Origin of the sequence: Runella sp. MFBS21 (genome assembly GCF_029433105.1) — a bacterium.
In the GTDB taxonomy this organism is placed as follows: domain Bacteria; phylum Bacteroidota; class Bacteroidia; order Cytophagales; family Spirosomataceae; genus Runella.
On record NZ_JARNTW010000004.1, the window covers coordinates 507,612 to 526,425 of the forward strand.

At 43.2% G+C, this 18,814-nt stretch carries 11 protein-coding genes; 10 read left to right on the forward strand and 1 reads right to left on the reverse strand.

From position 1 onward, the window contains the following. Window positions 1-2: 2 nt before the first annotated feature. From P1X15_RS12430 to P1X15_RS12465, 8 genes are all read left to right on the forward strand, one after another. Window positions 3-614 carry an RNA polymerase sigma factor gene (locus P1X15_RS12430; protein ID WP_277338446.1) on the forward strand — a complete coding sequence of 204 codons (612 nt, stop codon included), beginning with the start codon at window positions 3-5 and terminating at the stop codon, window positions 612-614. Window positions 615-711: 97 nt separating this feature from the next. Further along, entirely contained in the window at window positions 712-1,806 is a 1,095-nt protein-coding gene (locus P1X15_RS12435; protein ID WP_277338447.1) for a FecR family protein, read from the forward strand. A 79-nt stretch (window positions 1,807-1,885) separates the two neighbouring features. Continuing rightward, window positions 1,886-5,344, forward strand: a complete 3,459-nt coding sequence (locus P1X15_RS12440; protein ID WP_277338448.1) for a TonB-dependent receptor — start codon at window positions 1,886-1,888, stop codon at window positions 5,342-5,344. A gap of 26 nt (window positions 5,345-5,370) precedes the next feature. Next, a complete protein-coding gene (locus P1X15_RS12445; protein WP_277338449.1) occupies window positions 5,371-6,984 on the forward strand; it encodes a RagB/SusD family nutrient uptake outer membrane protein in 1,614 nt (537 codons plus the stop codon). Window positions 6,985-7,144: 160 nt separating this feature from the next. Next, a complete protein-coding gene (locus P1X15_RS12450; protein WP_277338450.1) occupies window positions 7,145-8,020 on the forward strand; it encodes a DUF1080 domain-containing protein in 876 nt (291 codons plus the stop codon). Between the two features lie 150 nt (window positions 8,021-8,170). Beyond that, the gene (locus P1X15_RS12455) at window positions 8,171-8,977 is read left to right on the forward strand and encodes a 2-oxo acid dehydrogenase subunit E2 (RefSeq protein WP_277338452.1); all 807 of its coding nucleotides are present in this window, start codon (window positions 8,171-8,173) and stop codon (window positions 8,975-8,977) included. Window positions 8,978-9,596: 619 nt separating this feature from the next. Then, the gene (locus P1X15_RS12460) at window positions 9,597-12,779 is read left to right on the forward strand and encodes a TonB-dependent receptor (RefSeq protein WP_277338453.1); all 3,183 of its coding nucleotides are present in this window, start codon (window positions 9,597-9,599) and stop codon (window positions 12,777-12,779) included. A 55-nt stretch (window positions 12,780-12,834) separates the two neighbouring features. Next, window positions 12,835-14,610 carry a RagB/SusD family nutrient uptake outer membrane protein gene (locus P1X15_RS12465; protein ID WP_277338454.1) on the forward strand — a complete coding sequence of 592 codons (1,776 nt, stop codon included), beginning with the start codon at window positions 12,835-12,837 and terminating at the stop codon, window positions 14,608-14,610. Window positions 14,611-14,680: 70 nt separating this feature from the next. On the opposite strand, the gene P1X15_RS12470 is transcribed toward P1X15_RS12465, so the two are convergent. After that, complete coding sequence (locus P1X15_RS12470) at window positions 14,681-15,115, reverse strand: DUF3592 domain-containing protein (protein WP_277338455.1); 435 nt, start codon at window positions 15,113-15,115, stop codon at window positions 14,681-14,683. A gap of 246 nt (window positions 15,116-15,361) precedes the next feature. Here P1X15_RS12470 and P1X15_RS12475 point away from each other — a divergent pair, with 246 nt between their 5' ends. Beyond that, window positions 15,362-17,227 (forward strand): heparinase II/III family protein, encoded by a 1,866-nt coding sequence (locus P1X15_RS12475; protein ID WP_277338456.1) that lies wholly within the window; start codon window positions 15,362-15,364, stop codon window positions 17,225-17,227. A gap of 109 nt (window positions 17,228-17,336) precedes the next feature. Continuing rightward, window positions 17,337-18,797: a BNR-4 repeat-containing protein gene (locus P1X15_RS12480; RefSeq protein WP_277338457.1), complete on the forward strand. Its 1,461-nt coding sequence runs from the start codon at window positions 17,337-17,339 to the stop codon at window positions 18,795-18,797. Window positions 18,798-18,814: the final 17 nt, after the last annotated feature.

Here is an 18,814-nt window from a genome sequence, read left to right on the forward strand (position 1 = left end):
TTATGAAAATTCCTGATAACCAGTCTATTAATTCTGATACTCAGCTCTGGATTCAGTTGAAAAGTGGAAGTGAATTAGCCTTGGGAAAGCTCGTCAAAAAATATTTCAATCCTTTACAAAACTACGGCTATAAGTTTGTTAGAGACGAGGCTTTTGTAAAGGATTGTGTTCAAGAAGTTTTTATTGAGGTATGGCAGCGCCGCGATCGTCTTACTACGCCCGACAGTGTTCGGGCGTATTTGCTAAGTTCGGTGCGCAAAAAGGTAATGCGTGAAGGAGTGCGTCAGCAAATCGTAAGAGATGATGCCCCACTCAACCTCGAAAACGATGGGCATTTTGTAGAGTTTTCTCACGAATCTTCCTTAATTGAAGAAGAGGATATGGCTTATCTTACCCAAAGAGTAGGTCGTTTGCTTGCGCAGCTACCTAAAAGGCAAAAAGAAGCGATTTATTTGCAATTTTATCAAAATTTGGAACGCGAAGAAATCGCCCAAATTATGGATATTCATCCTCAATCAGTTTCGAATTTATTGCAGATGGCATTTAAGCTTTTTAGGGACAATTGGCAGGTTATTTATGCATTGGTGGGTGTTTTAAAAATATTTGTTTTTTGAAAATTCTAAAAAAATGAGTATTTCGTAATCGTTTCTGCTATCTACCTAAAAAGGCTCTTCAAGAACCCTGCCTTTTCTAAACACGAAATAGGAAGTAATGAATACTCCGTATCGACAATACCGATTCGAAGATTTTGCCCGTGATGAGCGTTTTCGCAGATGGGTAATAGAAAATGACCCCGAAAGCGCTCATTTCTGGGAAGAATGGCTAGCACAAAATCCTGATTGTAAGGAAAATATACAGCTTGCTAAGGCATTTTTGTGGGCATTGGAGGAGGAAGATACGGGAATTTCGCTTAATGAGGCTGAACTGGGTTATATTACGGAGGAGATATTGGCAGCGCCTCCTCGTACTCCGTTTTCTTTTTGGAATTCTAAACATTTTCGATTAGTAGCTTCGGTGCTGTTGGTATTGGCAGCAGGGCTTGGGATATATACTTATTTCTATCATCAAGACACGATTTCGGGGGCGGTATCGCTCGTAAGTACGCCACTTAATGATAATTACCTCGAACATACCAATCGCACTACCCAAAGTCAGCAATTTACATTAGAGGACGGAAGTATCGTTACGCTTTATCCTCAGAGCCGAATCCGCTACCCTAAGCCTTTTCAAGAATCACTCAGGGAAGTGTTTTTGGATGGACAGGCTTTCTTTGAAATTACCAAAAACCCTCAAAAGCCTTTTTGGGTACATACGCAGTACATTTCGACTCAGGTGCTCGGAACAAGCTTTATGGTCAATGCTTTTGAAAACGCCAAAGATGTACAGGTAAGAGTCAAAACAGGAAAGGTGTCGGTCTATACCCGAAAAGACTTAGAAAAAGTAAGAGAAACCAGCAATAACATAAGAGCCGGAGTGGTACTGACTCCTAATCAGCAAGTAGCTTATTCAAAAACCGATCAGCGGCTGCTGAAATCAATCGTTGAAAGCCCTGAAGTGATTGTGGAAGCCCCCAAAAAAGAGTTTGTTTTTGAGGAAACGCCCATTGCTCAGGTATTTGAGTTTTTGGAAAAAATATATGGCATTTCGGTTATTTATGACGCCAAAAATATGGAAGATTGTTACCTTACCGCCAATCTTACCGAAGAATCACTGTTTAGCAAACTAGACTTGATTTGTAAAATTACTCATTCGACCTACGAAATGGTTGATGCTCAGGTGATTATTCATAGTAAAGGTTGTAAATAGACTTTTTTTTAAAAAAAAATAAAAAAAAACAGTATCTTCATCTGTCTTCTGCCATCCATGAGAAAACCAATATTTCATCATGGATAAATTCTACAAGAAAACCAATTTTTGCTGGACACTCATGAAAATCTCCTTTACACAGCTGCTCATTGCAATACTGTGTATGAGTATGTCTTATGCACGCGATGCGGTAGGTCAGGAGATGCTTGACCAGAAAGTCACACTGCGACTTTCAAATGAAGATCTCAAGACTACTTTGGGTACTATCGAACGCACCACGAAAGTACGCTTTGTGTACAATCCCAAAGAAATTCAATCCAATCAAAAAGTAAGTCTGAATGCCAAAAATGAAAGCCTCAAAGAAGTATTGACGCAGGTTTTTGACCCTTTGAAAATTGGCTATGAAGTAAAAGGAAAGCAGATTTTGCTCTTCAAAAAAACGGTAAGCTCTCTGGAAATTTTACAACCTACTACAACGCCAACGACGGTATTGTCCACTCAAAACATTGACCAAAACGTAACTGGAAAAGTAACCGACGAAAAAGGCGAACCGCTCGTAGGCGTAACCGTGCAGGTAAGAGGAACGACTCGCGGTGCTACCACCGACCCTCAAGGGGTATTTCGGATTTCGGTACCCGACGCTAAGTCGGTTTTGGTGTTTTCTTACATTGGTTACGCCAAACAAGAAATAGTAATAGGAAATCGTACAGCGCTCAATGTGAGCCTTGAAGTCGATGATAAAAGCCTCGAAGAAGTAGTGGTAGTGGGCTACGGTGTGCAGAAAAAAGTAAACATGACAGGGGCGGTGTCAACTATTGACTCCAAAGTGATTCAAAACCGCCCAAGCAGCAACCTCGCCAATGCACTACAAGGAACTACGCCGGGTTTGATTATCACACGGGTGACAGGTCAGCCTGGAAGCGAAAGTCTTAACCTACAAATCAGAGGTGCTACTACTGCCAACGGCGACGTGCCTCCCTTGGTGATATTGGATGGCGTAACTGTACCTAGCAGTACTTTGTTGAACATGAACCCCAACGATGTCGAAAGCATGAGCGTATTGAAAGATGCGGCTGCGGCGGCTATTTATGGTGCCCAAGCTGCGGGTGGGGTGATTTTGGTGACTACCAAAAAAGGCAGTGCTGGCAAAGTAAAATTTGAATACTTAGGACAATATGGAACCGATTGGGCTATCAATGTGCCCAAACGTATGAGTTTGCTCGAAGAAGCCGAACTGGTGAACCTCGGTCAGAGAAATGCGGGCGCAGGCCCTGAATACAACGATTTTGATTTGGAGCAAATTCGTAACAATGTGCCTTATGTTATCAACCCTGCTGATACCAACACCTATTTGTTTTATAACCAACAACCTCTTACCGATCAGCTGCTTCGTAAATATACCTCTATGCGTACCCACAACTTCACGGCGCGTGGGGGGACCGAAAAGGTTAATTTTATGATTTCGGCCGGATATTACGAAAAACAAGGGGTTTTTAAAGTAGGTCCTGACAACAACAAACGTTTCAACTTACGCTTTAACTTAGGAACGCAGCTTACCAAGCACTTGTCGTTGGATACTCGTTTGGCGTATACTTTAGAAAAGACGCGCTCGGCATCTACTACTATCAACGAAGGTGGAATCCTGTATCAGATTTATCGTTTGCGGACTCGTACTCCTTTCTTTACACCTGAGGGCCGTTACAGTGGTGCAGGGTCGGCGGCTACGGCTTATGCAGAGTTGGAGTCTGGCGGATACAACAACCTAGACAAAAACTATTTTGACGGAACGTTTACGTTGAAAGCGGCTGATATTGTAAAAGGTCTAACACTACGTGCGGTAGTAGGTACGCAAATCAGACCTGAAAACAGAAATGCTTTTTTACGTACTGTACCCTTGTGGGGAAGAACTAGTATTTTGCGGTATATCAACCAAGTCAACTCTTATCGTGTGACGCGGGATTTGACCAAAAACCTAAACTTGCAGTTTTTGGCAGATTATAATTTCAAGATTGGCGACAAACATAGCTTCAGTGTGTTAGGGGGCTATCAGTGGGAAGATTCCCGCTTTGAAAGTGTATATACTCAAGCCAACAACCTCGTAAGCAACGATTTGCCTACTTTGAGCTTGGGTGATGATGCTACCAAAAGCAACAGCGAAACTATCAGAACGTATGCTTTCCAGTCGGTTTTTGGACGTTTCAACTACAACTATGCCGACAAATATCTCTTTGAAGCTACCGTACGTCAAGACGAAAGCTCTAAGCTAGCGCCAGGTTTGCGTAAGCAAGTGTTTCCTTCGGCTTCAGTAGGTTGGAATGTACATCGTGAAGCTTGGTTTGGCAATTCCCTCGGCTTTATTTCTGAACTCAAACTTCGTGGTTCGTGGGGCCGCTTGGGTGGTGCTTTGGGAAGTACCCTTGGTTTCTATGATTATCTTAACCAACTTTCTCGTAGCTCAAACTTAGTCTTGGGCGATGTGCGGACTTCTTATATTGGTCAGACGTTCATCCCGTCGGCGGCATTGTCTTGGGAAACCATCGAAACTACCAACGGAGGAATTGACTTAGGGTTTTTCCAAAATCATTTGCAGGCCAATTTTGACTATTATGTGAAATATAACCGCAATATGCTTACACCTCAGCAGCTACCTGCAACGATTGGGATTTCGACTCCTCGTAAAAACAACGGTGAGCTAAAATCTTGGGGTTGGGAGCTTGATGTGCGCTATCGCGACCGTATTGGCAAAGATTTCAACTATAACATTTCGTTTAACCTTTCTGACAACCAAAACAAACTTATCAACTTCTCTGGTCGTCGGGTAATCAATGCGGGCTTCAACAACCTCATCGAAGGCTATCCTATCAATACGCTATGGGGATATCAGACGGCGGGTTATTTTACTTCCGCTGATGAAGTAAAAGCTTGGGCTTTCCAAGACAACCGCACGGGCGCAGGAGATGTGAAGTACATCGACCGCAATGGCGATGGCCGTTTGACGGTAGGTAAAGGAAACGTAGATGATTATGGTGACTTGGTATATTTGGGTACAACTCAGCCCCGCTATTTGTTTGGTGCTACTTTAGGTTTTGATTGGAAAGGTTTTGATTTCTTGGCTTTCTTCCAAGGGGTAGGTCAGCGGAGCTTCCGTCCAAATCCAGAGTCTATTGCTCCTCGTTTGGTGACTTGGAAGCAGCCTTTGGCGATTCATAGCGATTACTGGACTCCCGAAAATCCCAATGCACTTTATCCACGGCCTTTCACCGGTGCAACGCACAACTACCTCGCCTCTGACAAATGGACACTTGATGCCAAATATATGCGTTTGAAAAACCTTCAAGTAGGATATACAATCCCGTCAAAACTAACGCAGAAAGTAAAAGTAGATCGTGCTCGGGTATTCTTTTCAGGACAAGATTTGTTTACGATTTCGGGCTTGGGGGCTTTCCAAGGCTACTACGATCCTGAGACTCGCAATGGTGTTGAAAATGACTATCCATTTTTTGCCACTGCTTCGGTGGGTCTAAATGTATCGTTCTAAGGTTTTACTTTTTACATATTCAGAAAATGAGAAAAACATTCAAATATATTTCATACTCGTTTGCATTGCTGCTGGGTTTATCGGCTTGTGATGTGACTCGCTTGCCCGAAACTGCCATCAGTGACGATACTTTTTGGCGGTCAGAATCTGACCTTAAGCAAGCCGCCAACTATCTTTATACTTGGATGCCCGCTTTCAATACCGACGACAACTGGTCGGATGATGCCATCGGGTTGTCGGCCAATGGTATCAGTGATGGCTCGCGATTGGCACCCTCTACCGATGGGAGTTATAATACGCCTTATCAGCTGATTAGAGCGGCCAACAATATCATCGAAAAAGCCCCCCGAGCTACGGGTGTAGCCACCGACATCGTAGATAGATACATTGCCGAAGCGCGTTTCTTTAGAGCAATGGGCTATTTCTCTTTGGTACAACGCTATGGAGGAGTACCCTTGATTCTCAAAACCTTGACCGACGAATCGCCTGAGTTACGTGAACCCGCCGCTACACGTGCCCAAGTCATGGAGCAGATGTATCAAGATTTGGATTTTGCAGCTTCTAAATTGCAAAACCCTACTCAACTTGGTACCGCCAACTATGGTCGTATTTCTAACACGGCAGCTTTGGCCTTCAAAGCCCGCGTGGCTTTGTTTGAAGGAACCCGTGCCAAATTTCATAACGACGGAGATCCTACTCCTCATTTGACTGCTGCTTACAACGCCGCTAAAGCGGTCATTGATAGCAAACAACATGACCTGTTTGGTAATTATTTCAATCTTTTTCAATACGAAGGAGAAGGCCGCCAAAATCGCGAAAATATCATCGTTCGTCAATACGGCGTTTCGGTAACTGACCGCGTATCGACCCACAATTACTATCGTGGTTCGATTGAAAACGGCAACACAAGCCCTACCAAAGCACTTTCTGATTCGTATGTAATGGTAGACGGTTTGCCTATTACCAAATCACCTTTGTACAAAGCCCCAACCACTACGCTGGAAGTATTTGCCAATCGTGACGGACGCATGAGCGCTACTTTCATGAAGCGTGGCGACCCAATGATGACCACCAAACCTATTTTTGATGTTGCCAATTTGTCTTTTAACAAAACAGGCTATATGTTCCGTAAGTTTGCTAATATCGACGACTGGAATACTCAAGCCTCGCTTATCGACCGTCCTGTATTGCGCTATGCCGAGGTACTACTGATTTATGCCGAAGCTCGTTTTGAACTCGACGGCAAAATCAGTGACGCAGATTTGGATTTGACTATCAATCGATTGCGGGCAAGAGCTGGCGTAGCCAAATTGACCAATGATTTGGTGAGTACCAATGGCCTTACAATGCGTGAAGAAATCCGTCGCGAGCGTCGCTCCGAATTGGCACAAGAAGGTTTCCGTTACTGGGATTTGATTCGTTGGAAAACCGCCGAAATCGAGCTTCCCAAGCCTATTTTGGGAATCTATTTCTTTAAGTCGGAATTCCCGCCTGCTACTGTCAATCTTACCCCTGACAATTTTATTTTGGTGCAAGCTGCTAGCTTCCGCAAATTTGACGCTGCTCGGGACTATTTGTGGCCTTTGCCTATCAACGAGATTTCGCTCAATCCTGCGTTGAAACAAAATCCAGGTTGGTAATTAAAAGTTTATAAAGACATAGGCCGCCAATGCCTCAGGGTGAGAATTTGGCGGCCTATTTGTTTTTTTATAAATACAAATTATTGAAAAAAATAGGTATATCCTGAAGAGAAGCGGCTTGAAGTATTGGACATCCATAAAACTATATTTTAGAACACTGATGAAACCTTTCTTGAGCTCCTCAAAGCTAATCGCCTATCTATTGTTAGTGCTGGTTTTTGCCCAATTTTCGTTTACCTCTTCTTCCTCTAAAGAAAAAGAGGATTGGATTTCGCTCTTCAATGGCAAAGACATTAAAAACTGGACTGTCAAAATACACCACCACGAAGTAGGTGATAATTATGGAGAGACTTTTAGGGTAGAAGATGGCTTGATTAAAGTAAGATACGACAAATACGAGCAATTCAATGAGCGATATGGGCATTTGTATTTCAATACGCCTTATTCTTATTACCACTTGAGTTTGGAGTATCGTTTTACGGGTCAATGGCGCAAAGACGCTCCAAGTTATACGATTCTCAATAGTGGCGTGATGTTTCATTCACAAGACCCTCGTACTATGCCCAAAGAGCAAGATTGGCCGATTTCGGTCGAGATGCAGTTTTTGGCGGGTTTGGGCGATGGCAAGCCACGCCCTACTGGAAATATGTGCTCTCCCGGTACGGATGTGATTTTTGAAGGAAAAAAAGACCCTCGCCACTGTATCAATTCTACTTCCAAAACCTACGAAAAAGAAGAGTGGGTCAAAGCGGATTTGATTGTATTGGGAGACTCGCTCATTACTCACCAAATCAACGGTGAAACGGTATTGCAGTATGCCAAGCCACAGATAGGAGGGGGCGTTGCCAATCGCTTCGATCCTGCAATTAAAGTAGACGGCAAACTGCTCAAAGAAGGCTTTATCGCACTTCAGAGCGAAGGCCAAGAGATTGATTTTAGGAATATCAAACTCCTTAACTTGGAGGGATGTATGAACCCAAAATCAAAAGCATTTCGCAGCTATTTTGTCAAATCTAATCCTGCAAAATGCAAATAAAACCGAACACTTAGGACAATTGTAAATAGATTCAAACTCTTCAGGTTTGTTTTCCGACTTACCTCCAGCCCATTTCTTGAAAACCACGAAAGGCTCCACAAACAATTCTCATCTTTGTTTTGTGGAGCCTTTCAATCTTATCTTTGTGGCATGACTTCTTCTAATGATTTCAATACCAATTGGCGCAAAGTAGCTTCTACTATTTATGACAAACCTACTGATTCAAAGATTTTTGGCTCGGTCGAAATCGACATCACAGATTTAGAATCTTACATTAAAACCCAAAGGAAGGCAGGGATAAAAGTAACATTGACGCACTTTTTTTTGTTGGCAACGGCGCGTGCTATCAAAGAAGAAATCCCCGAATTTAATACTTATTGGAAGCGAGGGAACATTTATCCTTATCCTCATATCGACGCTACGGTGAGTGTATTGATGAACAACGGCGAAATGGGGTCGGTGAAAGTAGAAAAAATAGATACCTATACTTTGCCTCAGCTCGTAGAGGTACTGCGTACTCAAATCCAAATCGCCCAAAAAGGCGATGACAAAGCTAAATCTTCTAAAGACTTGCTAGCCAAGATTCCGTGGCCGTTTCGCAAGTGGGTGTATGGTATGATCAGATACCTGACTGTTCATTGGGGTATCTCTATTCCTAGCTTAGGGCTTTCGGCTAGCAATTTTGGGGCGTTTTTTTTGTCCAATATTGGTAGTATCGGGCTTGACATTGGCTATCCCGCTTTGTTTCCTTCTGCCAATGTTTCTTTTGTACTCATCATGGGTGGGGTTTCTCAAAAACCTTGGGTAGTAGAAGGACAAGTCGTGCCGCGTACGATCATGACCTTAGGGGCGGCCCTTGACCATCGTATTATTGATGCTTCTCATGGAGGAAAGCTATTTCGATTTTTGAAAAAAATGGTGGCTCAACCTACGCTTTTAGAAAAAAATAAAGCATGAAATACCCCTAGGTTTTAGAAATTGACTTGTACTATGTGTGTTTCAAAATATAAAATTTAGGAGACAATCCATTTTTTCACAAACGCAGGGAAGGTAAAAGAATTTTATATTGAAAAATTAATTTGATTTTTTTTAGAAGTGCTTCCCTTCTGAATCTCGCCCGCAAACGTTTGCGGTTACGTTTGCAAATCATAATTTATATTCTGTCTTTGTAGTTTTGTCTTATTTTATTGAATAATGGTAATTTATTTATATTTTTAGAGTAAAAGTCTTTCAAAAGACACTTTAATTGCCAAATTGTATCTTACCAAGCTCGCTTGACGTTTCCATACCATTATTGTACTTTTTTGATATATATCGTTGGTGATTGTTAATTATTAACTATGTACTTTAATGGAAAAACAACCTTTATTTCTCCTTGTTTTTTGGCTCAAACAGCTCCCTTTTATGGGGGTATTATGAATGCGCTATTGCGTTTTGAAGACTCATTATGAGTACGCTATCTTACTTCCTGATTTTTAAAAACTCTTAGCGTTTTTGGGAAGAAAGGTAGGTCTCCTCTCAAAGACTTTATTTCTTGAATTAGCTTTTATCTTCTCACTTAATTTTAAACTTAATTATGAAAAAACAAGTACAAACTTGCTGGCAAACGGCCCGTAATTCCCTTTGGGGAGGTATCATCGCTCTGCTTTGTTTAGCTACGGTGGCTAAAGCCCAAAATGTGTCGGGGCGTATTACGGCTGCCGAAAATGGAGAATCTCTTCCAGGGGTGAGTATTTTGGTGAAGGGAACGAATCAGGGAACTACTACCGACAACGACGGAAAGTACACCCTCAAATTACCGAACAACAACGCTACTTTGGTGGTGAGTTTTATTGGCTATCTAAAACAAGAAATAGCCGTAGGAGGGCGTTCGGTGGTTGATTTGGCACTCGAAGTAGATACTAAAGCCCTCGAAGAGGTAGTAGTTGTGGGATATGGTACCCAAGAAAAAGTAAACTTAACGGGAGCTGTTGGGGTAGCAGATAGCAAGCGCCTCATGAATCGCCCCATTGCCAATGCCGGAGAAGGGTTGCAAGGGGTGATTCCTAACCTAAACGTCAACGTGCGAAATGGTGACCCTGCGCAGGCGGTGGTGTTCAACATCCGTGGCTATGAATCTATCAATGGGGGAGCACCGCTGGTATTGGTTGACAACGTACCGATGGATTTGAACCGTATCAATCCCAACGATATCGAAAGCATCAGTGTATTGAAAGATGCCTCTGCGGCGGCAGTTTATGGTGCTAGAGCAGCTTTTGGGGTGGTATTGGTGACTACCAAGAGCGGCAAAAGCGGCAAAGTAACTGTCAATTTTGGGACACAAACCTCTTTGGCAAAGCCTATTTTCAACATGGATGTGGTAACTGACCCGTATGAGTTTGTACAAGCTCGTAATGCTGCCAATATCCGTACAAGTGGCGTGCCTTCGTATGATGCTGACATGGTAGCAGGTACAAAGGCCTATTCCGAAAATCCTGCTACGGCACCTCAGTGGAAAGTAGTCAACGGAACACTCCGATTCTATGGCTTCAACAACTACCAAGAGCAAATCATGACCCAATTTGCGCCGACTTCTCAGCATGATTTGTCGGTATCAGGAGGAAATGAAAAATCCAAGTTTTTTGTGTCGTTGGGCTATTTTAGCAAAGATGGCTACTTGCGCGAAAAGTCTAAAAATGAGAAGTTTAAGCGTTACAATATCTTGATGAAAGCCGATTTTAAAATCAATGATTGGCTAAGCATGGATTCAAAAGTGGTGTTTAACTCCCAAAATAGCGACAAACCTCACTTCTACAATTGGGACGTAAACATTAACTCGCTGGCGCGTGTACCACCCATCATGCCAATTCAATTCCCTGATTTGGAATACTATGTAACTCCTGGCGACCGCGATAAGTATGCTCCTTACATTGGCAAATATTTTGGAGGTACCAATTTCTTCCCTTACCTATTGGACGGTGGTCGTACTACTTACACCAACAACGACATCTGGCTTACCCAAGGGGTGACTCTCACACCTTTGAAAGGATTGAAGATTCGGTCTGATTTCTCTTACAATATTTTCAATCGGATGTACCAAGATGTACAAAGCAAAGTAGATATTGTAGATGCCAACTTGCTGGCAGCCAATCTGATTAGCAATGGTTTTAGTGGTGATGATTGGATTCGTAACGAAAACAACTACAACCAGTATTATGTATTCAATGCTTTTGCTGAGTATAAACTGCCTTTGCCAGTCAATCATAATATGACTGCGATGGTGGGTTTCAATCAAGAATTAGGACAAAATAGATACTCAGGTGCGCAAGCACGTGCGTTGATTACGCCTTTGGTGACTGACCTCAACGCCACAACAGGAGTACAACAAACCTTTGGTGCAAAATCGCACGTAGCTCTACGGGGTGCTTTCTATCGCTTAAATTACAACTACAAAGAGCGTTATTTGATAGAATTAAATGGCCGCTACGACGGTTCGTCGCGCTTCCCTCAAGCTAGTCGATTTGGATTCTTCCCTTCATTTTCGGCAGGATGGCGGATTAGCAATGAGAGCTTTATGGCAGGTACAAGCCGCTGGCTCGACAACCTCAAACTTAGAGCATCTTATGGTACGCTTGGTAATCAACTTTTGGGCAACAATTTCTATCCCTACGTGGCTACTATGGGCTCAGGGCAGTCGCCTTACATGTTTGCAGGAGGTACTATTCCTATCGTGACGGCGGCTGGATTGGTGAGTCCTTCGTTGACATGGGAAACGGTAGTCTCCAAAAACCTTGGGATAGATGTGACGGCGTTCAAAGGGCGTTTGGATGCGTCGCTTGATATTTTCACGCGTGATACCAAAGATATGTTGATGGATGTGACCTATCCTGCGATTTTGGGAACGGCTGCACCTAAAGAAAATGCGGCAGATTTGAGAACCAAAGGCTGGGAATTGTCATTGACTTGGCGCGACAAAATCAAACGGGATTGGAACTACGACGTCACCTTGGCATTGTCGGATTGGACGGCCGAAATCACCAAATTCAACAACCCCACTGGTAACCTTAACACCTACTATGTAGGCCAAAAATTGGGTGAAATCTGGGGGTTTGAAACCGTGGGTATTTTCCAAACGGCCGACGATGTAGCTAAAGCCCCCAAACAAACCAATATCGGAGCCAACTGGCGTCCAGGAGATATTCACTATGCCGACCTCAACGGCGATGGCAACATTACCCTTGGCAACAATACCCTCGCTAACCCTGGAGACCGTAAAATCATTGGAAACTCTACCCCACGTTATACCTTTGGTATTAATGGAGGTATTAGTTACAAAAACTTCCGCTTGGGAGTCTTCTTCCAAGGAATCGGCAAAAAAGATCACTGGCCTACTTCCGACAACTGGACTTGGTTTTTCCCCTTCAATGCGGGTCACGTAGAGCGCTATTATATCACCGATACATGGCGTGAAGACAACCGCGATGCTTATTTCCCAGCAGCACACATTTCTACAAACGACAAGAAAAACGTACAAGTACAATCGCGGTATTTGCAAAGTGCGGCCTATATCCGTCTCAAAAACATCACCTTTAGCTATGATTTGCCCACGGACTTGCTCAAAAAAATCGGTATGAGCAGAGCACAAATCTTCACGACAGGGATGAACCTATGGGAATTTACGAAGATGCGTAAACCGCTTGATCCCGAGACCATTCAGTCGGCAGCTATCGAATATCCCATGCAGCGTATTGTTACGCTGGGAGCTAATGTGAGCTTCTAGTTTTGAAATTTATAAAGCAACATTAGAAATTGATTCATTCTTAAAAGCGATTTATATGAAAAAACATATCATCACCCTCGGCATTTTTGCAACTACCCTTTTGTTTAGTGGTTGCAATGACGAATTTTTGGAGCGTTATCCGCTCGACCGCATCACCAACGAAACCTTCTGGAATACTGAAAACGACTTAAGAGTGTACAACAACAGCTTGTACGACTTAGCTCGTAACGACGACAATGTGCCTATTTTGCACGGGCATTATCAAGGTTTTGATAGTCACTGGGGAAGTGTTTGGTTTCAGGACGAATTTGCCGACAACATGGCCCCTCGTCATGCCCGTCATGCTTTTTTCCAACAAGTACGTTCAGGAAAACACACGACTCCCGCTGCTCCTCAGCAGTTTGGATACAAAGGTTGGAATTTCGTAAGGGCTTGTAACGTAGGCTTGGCCAACTATAATAAAGCCAACATTGCTCAAGACATCAAAGACCGCTATATCGGTGAAGCTCGCTTGTTTAGAGGCTGGTTTTATGCCGAAAAAGTATCGAAATTTGGGGATGTACCCTGGGTCGATAAAGAACTCAATACCGAATCAGAAGAGCTATTTGCGGCGCGTACGCCTCGGGAGCAAGCGATGGAAAAAGTACTAGAAGATCTCAATTTTGCGGCAACTAAACTCCCCGATAGTTGGGGTGATGGCAATGCCCCTGGTCGGCTTAATCGCTGGTGTGCGCTTTTGGTAAAGTCTCGTATTTGCTTATTTGAAGGTACTTGGCGTAAATACCACGGTGGAACAGACCCCAACAAATGGCTCCAAGCCGCTGCTGACGCCGCCAAAGAATTGATTGACAAAGGCCCTTATCGCCTTTATAATACAGGCAATCCTGACACTGATTACAACGCCTATCATCGCGTCTTAAATCTTGCCGGAAATCCTGAAGTGATGTATTGGCGCAAATATCAGTTGGGGGTGTTTACCAACCACGTGCAATCATACTTTGAGTACGCGGGTGGTGCTACCAAAAGCTTAGTAGAAGACTATTTGTGTACCGACGGCTTACCGATTTCTTTATCACCGCTTTACAAAGGGGATGACAAAATCGAAGATGTATTCGAAAACCGTGACCCTCGTCTCCGCCAGACTATCTTACACCCTGCCGATGCTGCAAAGTACAAATATCACTTAGCTGATGGCCGCAGTTACCCAAGGGTATTGGGAATGGCAGGGGGATATATTTCCGAAACAGGCTATCATATCATTAAGCATTATAATGCCGATGATATGATTGGTAAGGCTTTTGATACAGCGGAGTCTCCTGCGATTATTTTACGTTTTGCGGAAGCGCTGCTCAACTACGCCGAAGCCCAAGCTGAACTAGGAAAAATGACCCAAGGTGACCTCGATATTAGTATCAACAAACTCCGCGACCGTGTTAAGATGCCTCATTTGTCATTGACCAATGTGCCCGTTGATCCTCGATATACAGCCGACGGAATATCACCTTTGATTGCAGAGATTCGTCGTGAGCGCCGTATTGAGTTGTTTATGGAAGGTTTCCGTTATGGTGATTTGAGACGTTGGAAACAAGGTAAAAAATTCTTGATTCCAACCATGGGAATGCGTTGGGATGATGCCGCCAAAGCGCGTTATCCAGGAGCCGTAGTCAAAACGGCCGTTGACCCTGTTTCCAAGAAAACCTACATTGATGTTTATCAAGGTACAGATTATGCCAATCCTGTGTTTGATGAAGCCAAACATTATTTTTGGCCTATTCCGTTGAATTCATTGGCCGAAAACCCCGCCATAAAACAAAATCCAGGCTGGCAATAAACGGCAGATTCATTAAAAGACAAGCGCTGTTTGGGCGCTTGTCTTTTAAAAATATCTATATTCAAGTAGTCTAAAACAACCCTAGCATCCGTATAACAATAACAGGATAGCTAAATAAGCAAAGTACACAGCCCCAAATAAAGAGTGTTTTGGGTAAAGTGCCAGGTACTTCGTCAGCCAAAGTGGCTTCTCGATTTGATTTGTTGAATCTGTACCAAATCCTCACTTTTTGCCCTACCTTGTAAGGAGAAGGTGAAGCGTAAGTAACAGAATAATGCCGATGCGAGCCATTGGGAAAACTAAAATCCACCACAGGCGCTTGCCCTTGAGTAGGACGGTCGGGGTGAGGACGGAGTTCGACCACAATTCCCTCAGTTTCGATACCTTTTTGTAAAAGCCGCTGAATATAGTTTTGCTTTTCATAGGCTAAAATAAAACAGTAAGTTCCTACCAAAGCCATCACTCCAAATACTTGCGGTGGAATGAGCGACAAAAGATGATTCATTGTGTTGAAAAATAGAAAAGTAAAGGTTTTATAAATCAAAATATATCCTAAAAGTCTATGAAAATAGTAATCAGTAAAAATGAAAAAAATTGAACCCCACTAAAAGATAATTAAACAGTAGGAAAGATAAAATAAAGCGTTTTTAATACTTTTGCCTCCTTCACAAATCTGCCTTGAAGAGTAGAATATCTGTTTTGATGAGTTTCAAAAGAGGTAGTTATTCGCCCATTATCAATGTTGTTTTCTATGAAATATTTATTTGTTTTTTTATTGGCATCGACCACGGCTATTGCCCAACTCAAGCATCTCCAAAATGGAAGGTCTCTCCCCAGTCATCCTCGTATTATGCTATTGAAAGGGGAAGAAAAAGGAATTCAAAAAAATATTCAGAACGACCCAAGTTGGGCCAAAATTCACGGGGTTATCATTCAAGAATGCGAAAAAATGCTGACGCTTCCTCCTTTGGAGCGTATCCAAATTGGCCGCCGCTTGCTCGACAAATCACGCGAGGCACTACGCCGTATTTTTTATCTTTCATACGCTTACCGCGTTACCCAAAATCCTAAATATTTAGAACGCGCCGAGCTAGAACTATTGACCGTTTCCAAGTTTTCGGATTGGAATCCTTCTCATTTTTTGGACGTGGGCGAAATGACCATGGCCGTTGCCATTGGCTACGATTGGTTGTATCACAATTTACAAAAAAGCTCCCTGCCTATCATCCGCGAAGCCATTCTTAAAAAAGGAATCGAACCTTCTCAAGACTCTAAATATAACAGTTGGCTCAAAGCCTCTCACAACTGGAATCAGGTGTGCAATGCGGGCATGACCTACGGGGCGTTGGCCATTTATGAAGACCAGCCCGAACTAGCCCGCCAAATCATCGACCGTGCCATCGAATCTATCAAGCTCCCTATGGAAGACTACAAGCCCGACGGTGCTTATCCTGAAGGGTATGGGTATTGGGGATATGGTACGAGTTTCAATGTATTGTTTTTGAGTGCGATTCATCGCGCACTAGGTAGCGAATTTGGATTGTCTAATGAGCGTGGGTTTCTCAATACCGCTACTTATTTTCAAAATATGGTAGGAACCTCTGGCAAAACCTTCAACTACTCTGATGCAGGTAGCGGAACAGGCGGTGTTAGTCCTGCTACTTTTTGGTTTGCCAATCGTACCAAAGCCTCTTCTTTACTTTTTCTTCAAAAGAAAGCCATCGAAAATATTTCTGCTTCCGCTGGTAGAGACCGGATTTTGCCAGCGGCATTGATTTGGGGAAATGGACTACGATTTGATAAAGTAGAAGTTCCTCAGCAACTTATTTGGGTGGGTCAGGGTAAAAACCCCGTAGCGATGATGCGCTCTTCATGGACCGACCCCAATGCTGTGTATGTGGGGTTGAAAGCGGGTTCGCCTTCTGTCAATCACGGGCATATGGATATAGGTTCTTTTGTGATGGATGCCAACGGCGAGCGATGGTCGATGGATTTTGGAATGCAAGAGTACGAATCACTGGAATCTAAAGGGGTCAAACTTTGGGGTAAAGAACAAGAGGCCGAGCGGTGGCACGTTTATCGTTACAACAATCTCGCTCATAGTACTCTTACTTTCGATAATTCATATCAGCGTGTAGATGGTTATGCCAAAATCACCAGTCGTATCAATAAGCCCGCTTTTTTGGGGGCAATTACTGATATGTCGGCTGTTTACAACAACGCCGTTGCTTCAGCCAAAAGAGGAGTGGGGATTGTGGATAGTAAGTATGTGGTAGTAAAAGATGAAATCTTGTCTAATGCCAAATCGACCACAGTACGTTGGGCGATGGTCACACCCGCTCAAGTGACGCCTTCGGGCAATGGCTCGGCGATGCTTACTCAAAATGGCAAAAGCCTGCAATTGAAAGTATTAGAGCCGGCTAATGTGGTAGTCAAAACATGGTCAACGCAGCCTTCGCATGATTATGATGCCCCCAATCCTGGTACCACTTTGGTTGGTTTTGAAGTGACATTGCCCGCCAATTCGTCCCAAATTATCAATGTATTGTTGATTCCAGAAGGCATCAATGTCAATAAAGAAACCAAAATTCCTTCTCTCAAAGACTGGGAAAAATAAGATAAATTGGACTTTCCAAGTTTTCGTTTTAAATCGATAGCAAACTTGGAAAGTCTTTTGGAGTAAGCTCGTATGCTTTAGCATTCATACCCTCAACCGATTCTATTACATGAAAAAACACTTCTTTGCCTCTCTGATAAGCGCATTTAGCTTGTCTGGAATTGGTATTACAAATGCCCAAACCCTCAATCAGACCGACGATGGTTTTCGAGGGATTTGGTATTATATTGGCAAACTCAACAATGAATACGTTCATAAATACAGCGGTGGCTTAGGTACTTATCCTTCCAATCACAATCCCTTTGCGGTTTATAGTCCTACAGCCAAGAAAACTTTTTTTTGTTTTGGAGGGGCTTCTAAAGACGCAAAGCCTAGTCTCCTTCACGAAATATCCTATTTTGACCATGCTACGGGTGAAGTAGCAAGACCCACTATCGTTTTGGATAAAGCCACCGACGATGCTCACGACAACCCCGTCTTAAACATCGATGCCCAAGGCTATATTTGGGTGTTTTCGACCTCGCATGGCGTGGAGCGTCCTTCTTATCTGCATCGTAGCCGTAGCCCTTATAGCATCGAAGCTTTCGACAAAATTGACGCTACTTACCTGAAAGATGGCAAAGAAGTGCCGTTCAACAATTTTTCTTATTTGCAGAGTTATTACCAAAAAGGCAAAGGCTTTTTCCACTTAATGACCCACTATGAAAGAGGTGTCTTGAAGTACGGCGCCAAAAAACCTCGCCGGACGATTGGCTATATTACTAGTAAAGACGGTATTCATTGGTCGGCGATTCAAGATATTGGTGTCATTGAAGAAGGGCATTATCAAACGAGTGCGCAATGGAAAAACAAAATCGGCACTTCTTTCAATATGCACCCCGATACCGAAAAAGGTGCCGGGCTGGATTACCGTACCAATCTCTATTATGTAGAAACCACGGATTTTGGCAAAACTTGGCACAATGCCCAAGGTGAAAAAATAAATCTACCTTTAAGTACGCCTCAAAATGGTGGTTTAGTTAAAGAATATCGTTCTCAAAACCTCAATGTGTATATCAACGATGTGTCTTATACGGCCAAAGGAAACCCGATTATATTGTACGTAACTAGCAAAGGCCCCGACCCTGGCCCCGAACAAGGCCCGCATACATGGCATGTCGCCTATTGGAATGGAAAGGCGTGGGATATTAGCTCGGTTACAACTTCTGACCACAACTACGATATGGGGTCTTTGTATATTGAAAACCAAAATACTTGGAAAATCATTGGTCCTACCGAAGCAGGTCCTCAGCCTTATGGTACAGGCGGAAATATCGCCGTTTGGGTGAGCAAAAACCAAGGAAAATCTTGGGAAAAAGAGCGTATCCTGACGCTCAATAGTGCCTACAATCATTCCTATGTGCGTCGGCCTCAGGCGGTTCATCCCGATTTTTATGCTTTTTGGGCTGATGGCCACGCCCGCCAAGCTTCCGAATCATCCCTTTATTTTGCCAATCAAAAAGGGGACGTGTTTCGTTTGCCGAGGCAGATGAGTGAAAATAAAGCAAAACCACAAAAAATAAATCCATGATGCAAAAGGGCTTCCAA

What these genes read in the sequence shown, in the direction of transcription:
- P1X15_RS12430 (WP_277338446.1), top strand. Translation starts at nt 3, where the DNA reads ATGAAAATTCCTGATAACCAGTCTATTAATTCTGATACTCAGCTCTGG.
- P1X15_RS12435 (WP_277338447.1), top strand. Translation starts at nt 712, where the DNA reads ATGAATACTCCGTATCGACAATACCGATTCGAAGATTTTGCCCGTGAT.
- P1X15_RS12440 (WP_277338448.1), top strand. Translation starts at nt 1,886, where the DNA reads ATGGATAAATTCTACAAGAAAACCAATTTTTGCTGGACACTCATGAAA.
- P1X15_RS12445 (WP_277338449.1), top strand. Translation starts at nt 5,371, where the DNA reads ATGAGAAAAACATTCAAATATATTTCATACTCGTTTGCATTGCTGCTG.
- P1X15_RS12450 (WP_277338450.1), top strand. Translation starts at nt 7,145, where the DNA reads ATGAAACCTTTCTTGAGCTCCTCAAAGCTAATCGCCTATCTATTGTTA.
- P1X15_RS12455 (WP_277338452.1), top strand. Translation starts at nt 8,171, where the DNA reads ATGACTTCTTCTAATGATTTCAATACCAATTGGCGCAAAGTAGCTTCT.
- P1X15_RS12460 (WP_277338453.1), top strand. Translation starts at nt 9,597, where the DNA reads ATGAAAAAACAAGTACAAACTTGCTGGCAAACGGCCCGTAATTCCCTT.
- P1X15_RS12465 (WP_277338454.1), top strand. Translation starts at nt 12,835, where the DNA reads ATGAAAAAACATATCATCACCCTCGGCATTTTTGCAACTACCCTTTTG.
- P1X15_RS12470 (WP_277338455.1), bottom strand. Translation starts at nt 15,115, where the DNA reads ATGAATCATCTTTTGTCGCTCATTCCACCGCAAGTATTTGGAGTGATG.
- P1X15_RS12475 (WP_277338456.1), top strand. Translation starts at nt 15,362, where the DNA reads ATGAAATATTTATTTGTTTTTTTATTGGCATCGACCACGGCTATTGCC.
- P1X15_RS12480 (WP_277338457.1), top strand. Translation starts at nt 17,337, where the DNA reads ATGAAAAAACACTTCTTTGCCTCTCTGATAAGCGCATTTAGCTTGTCT.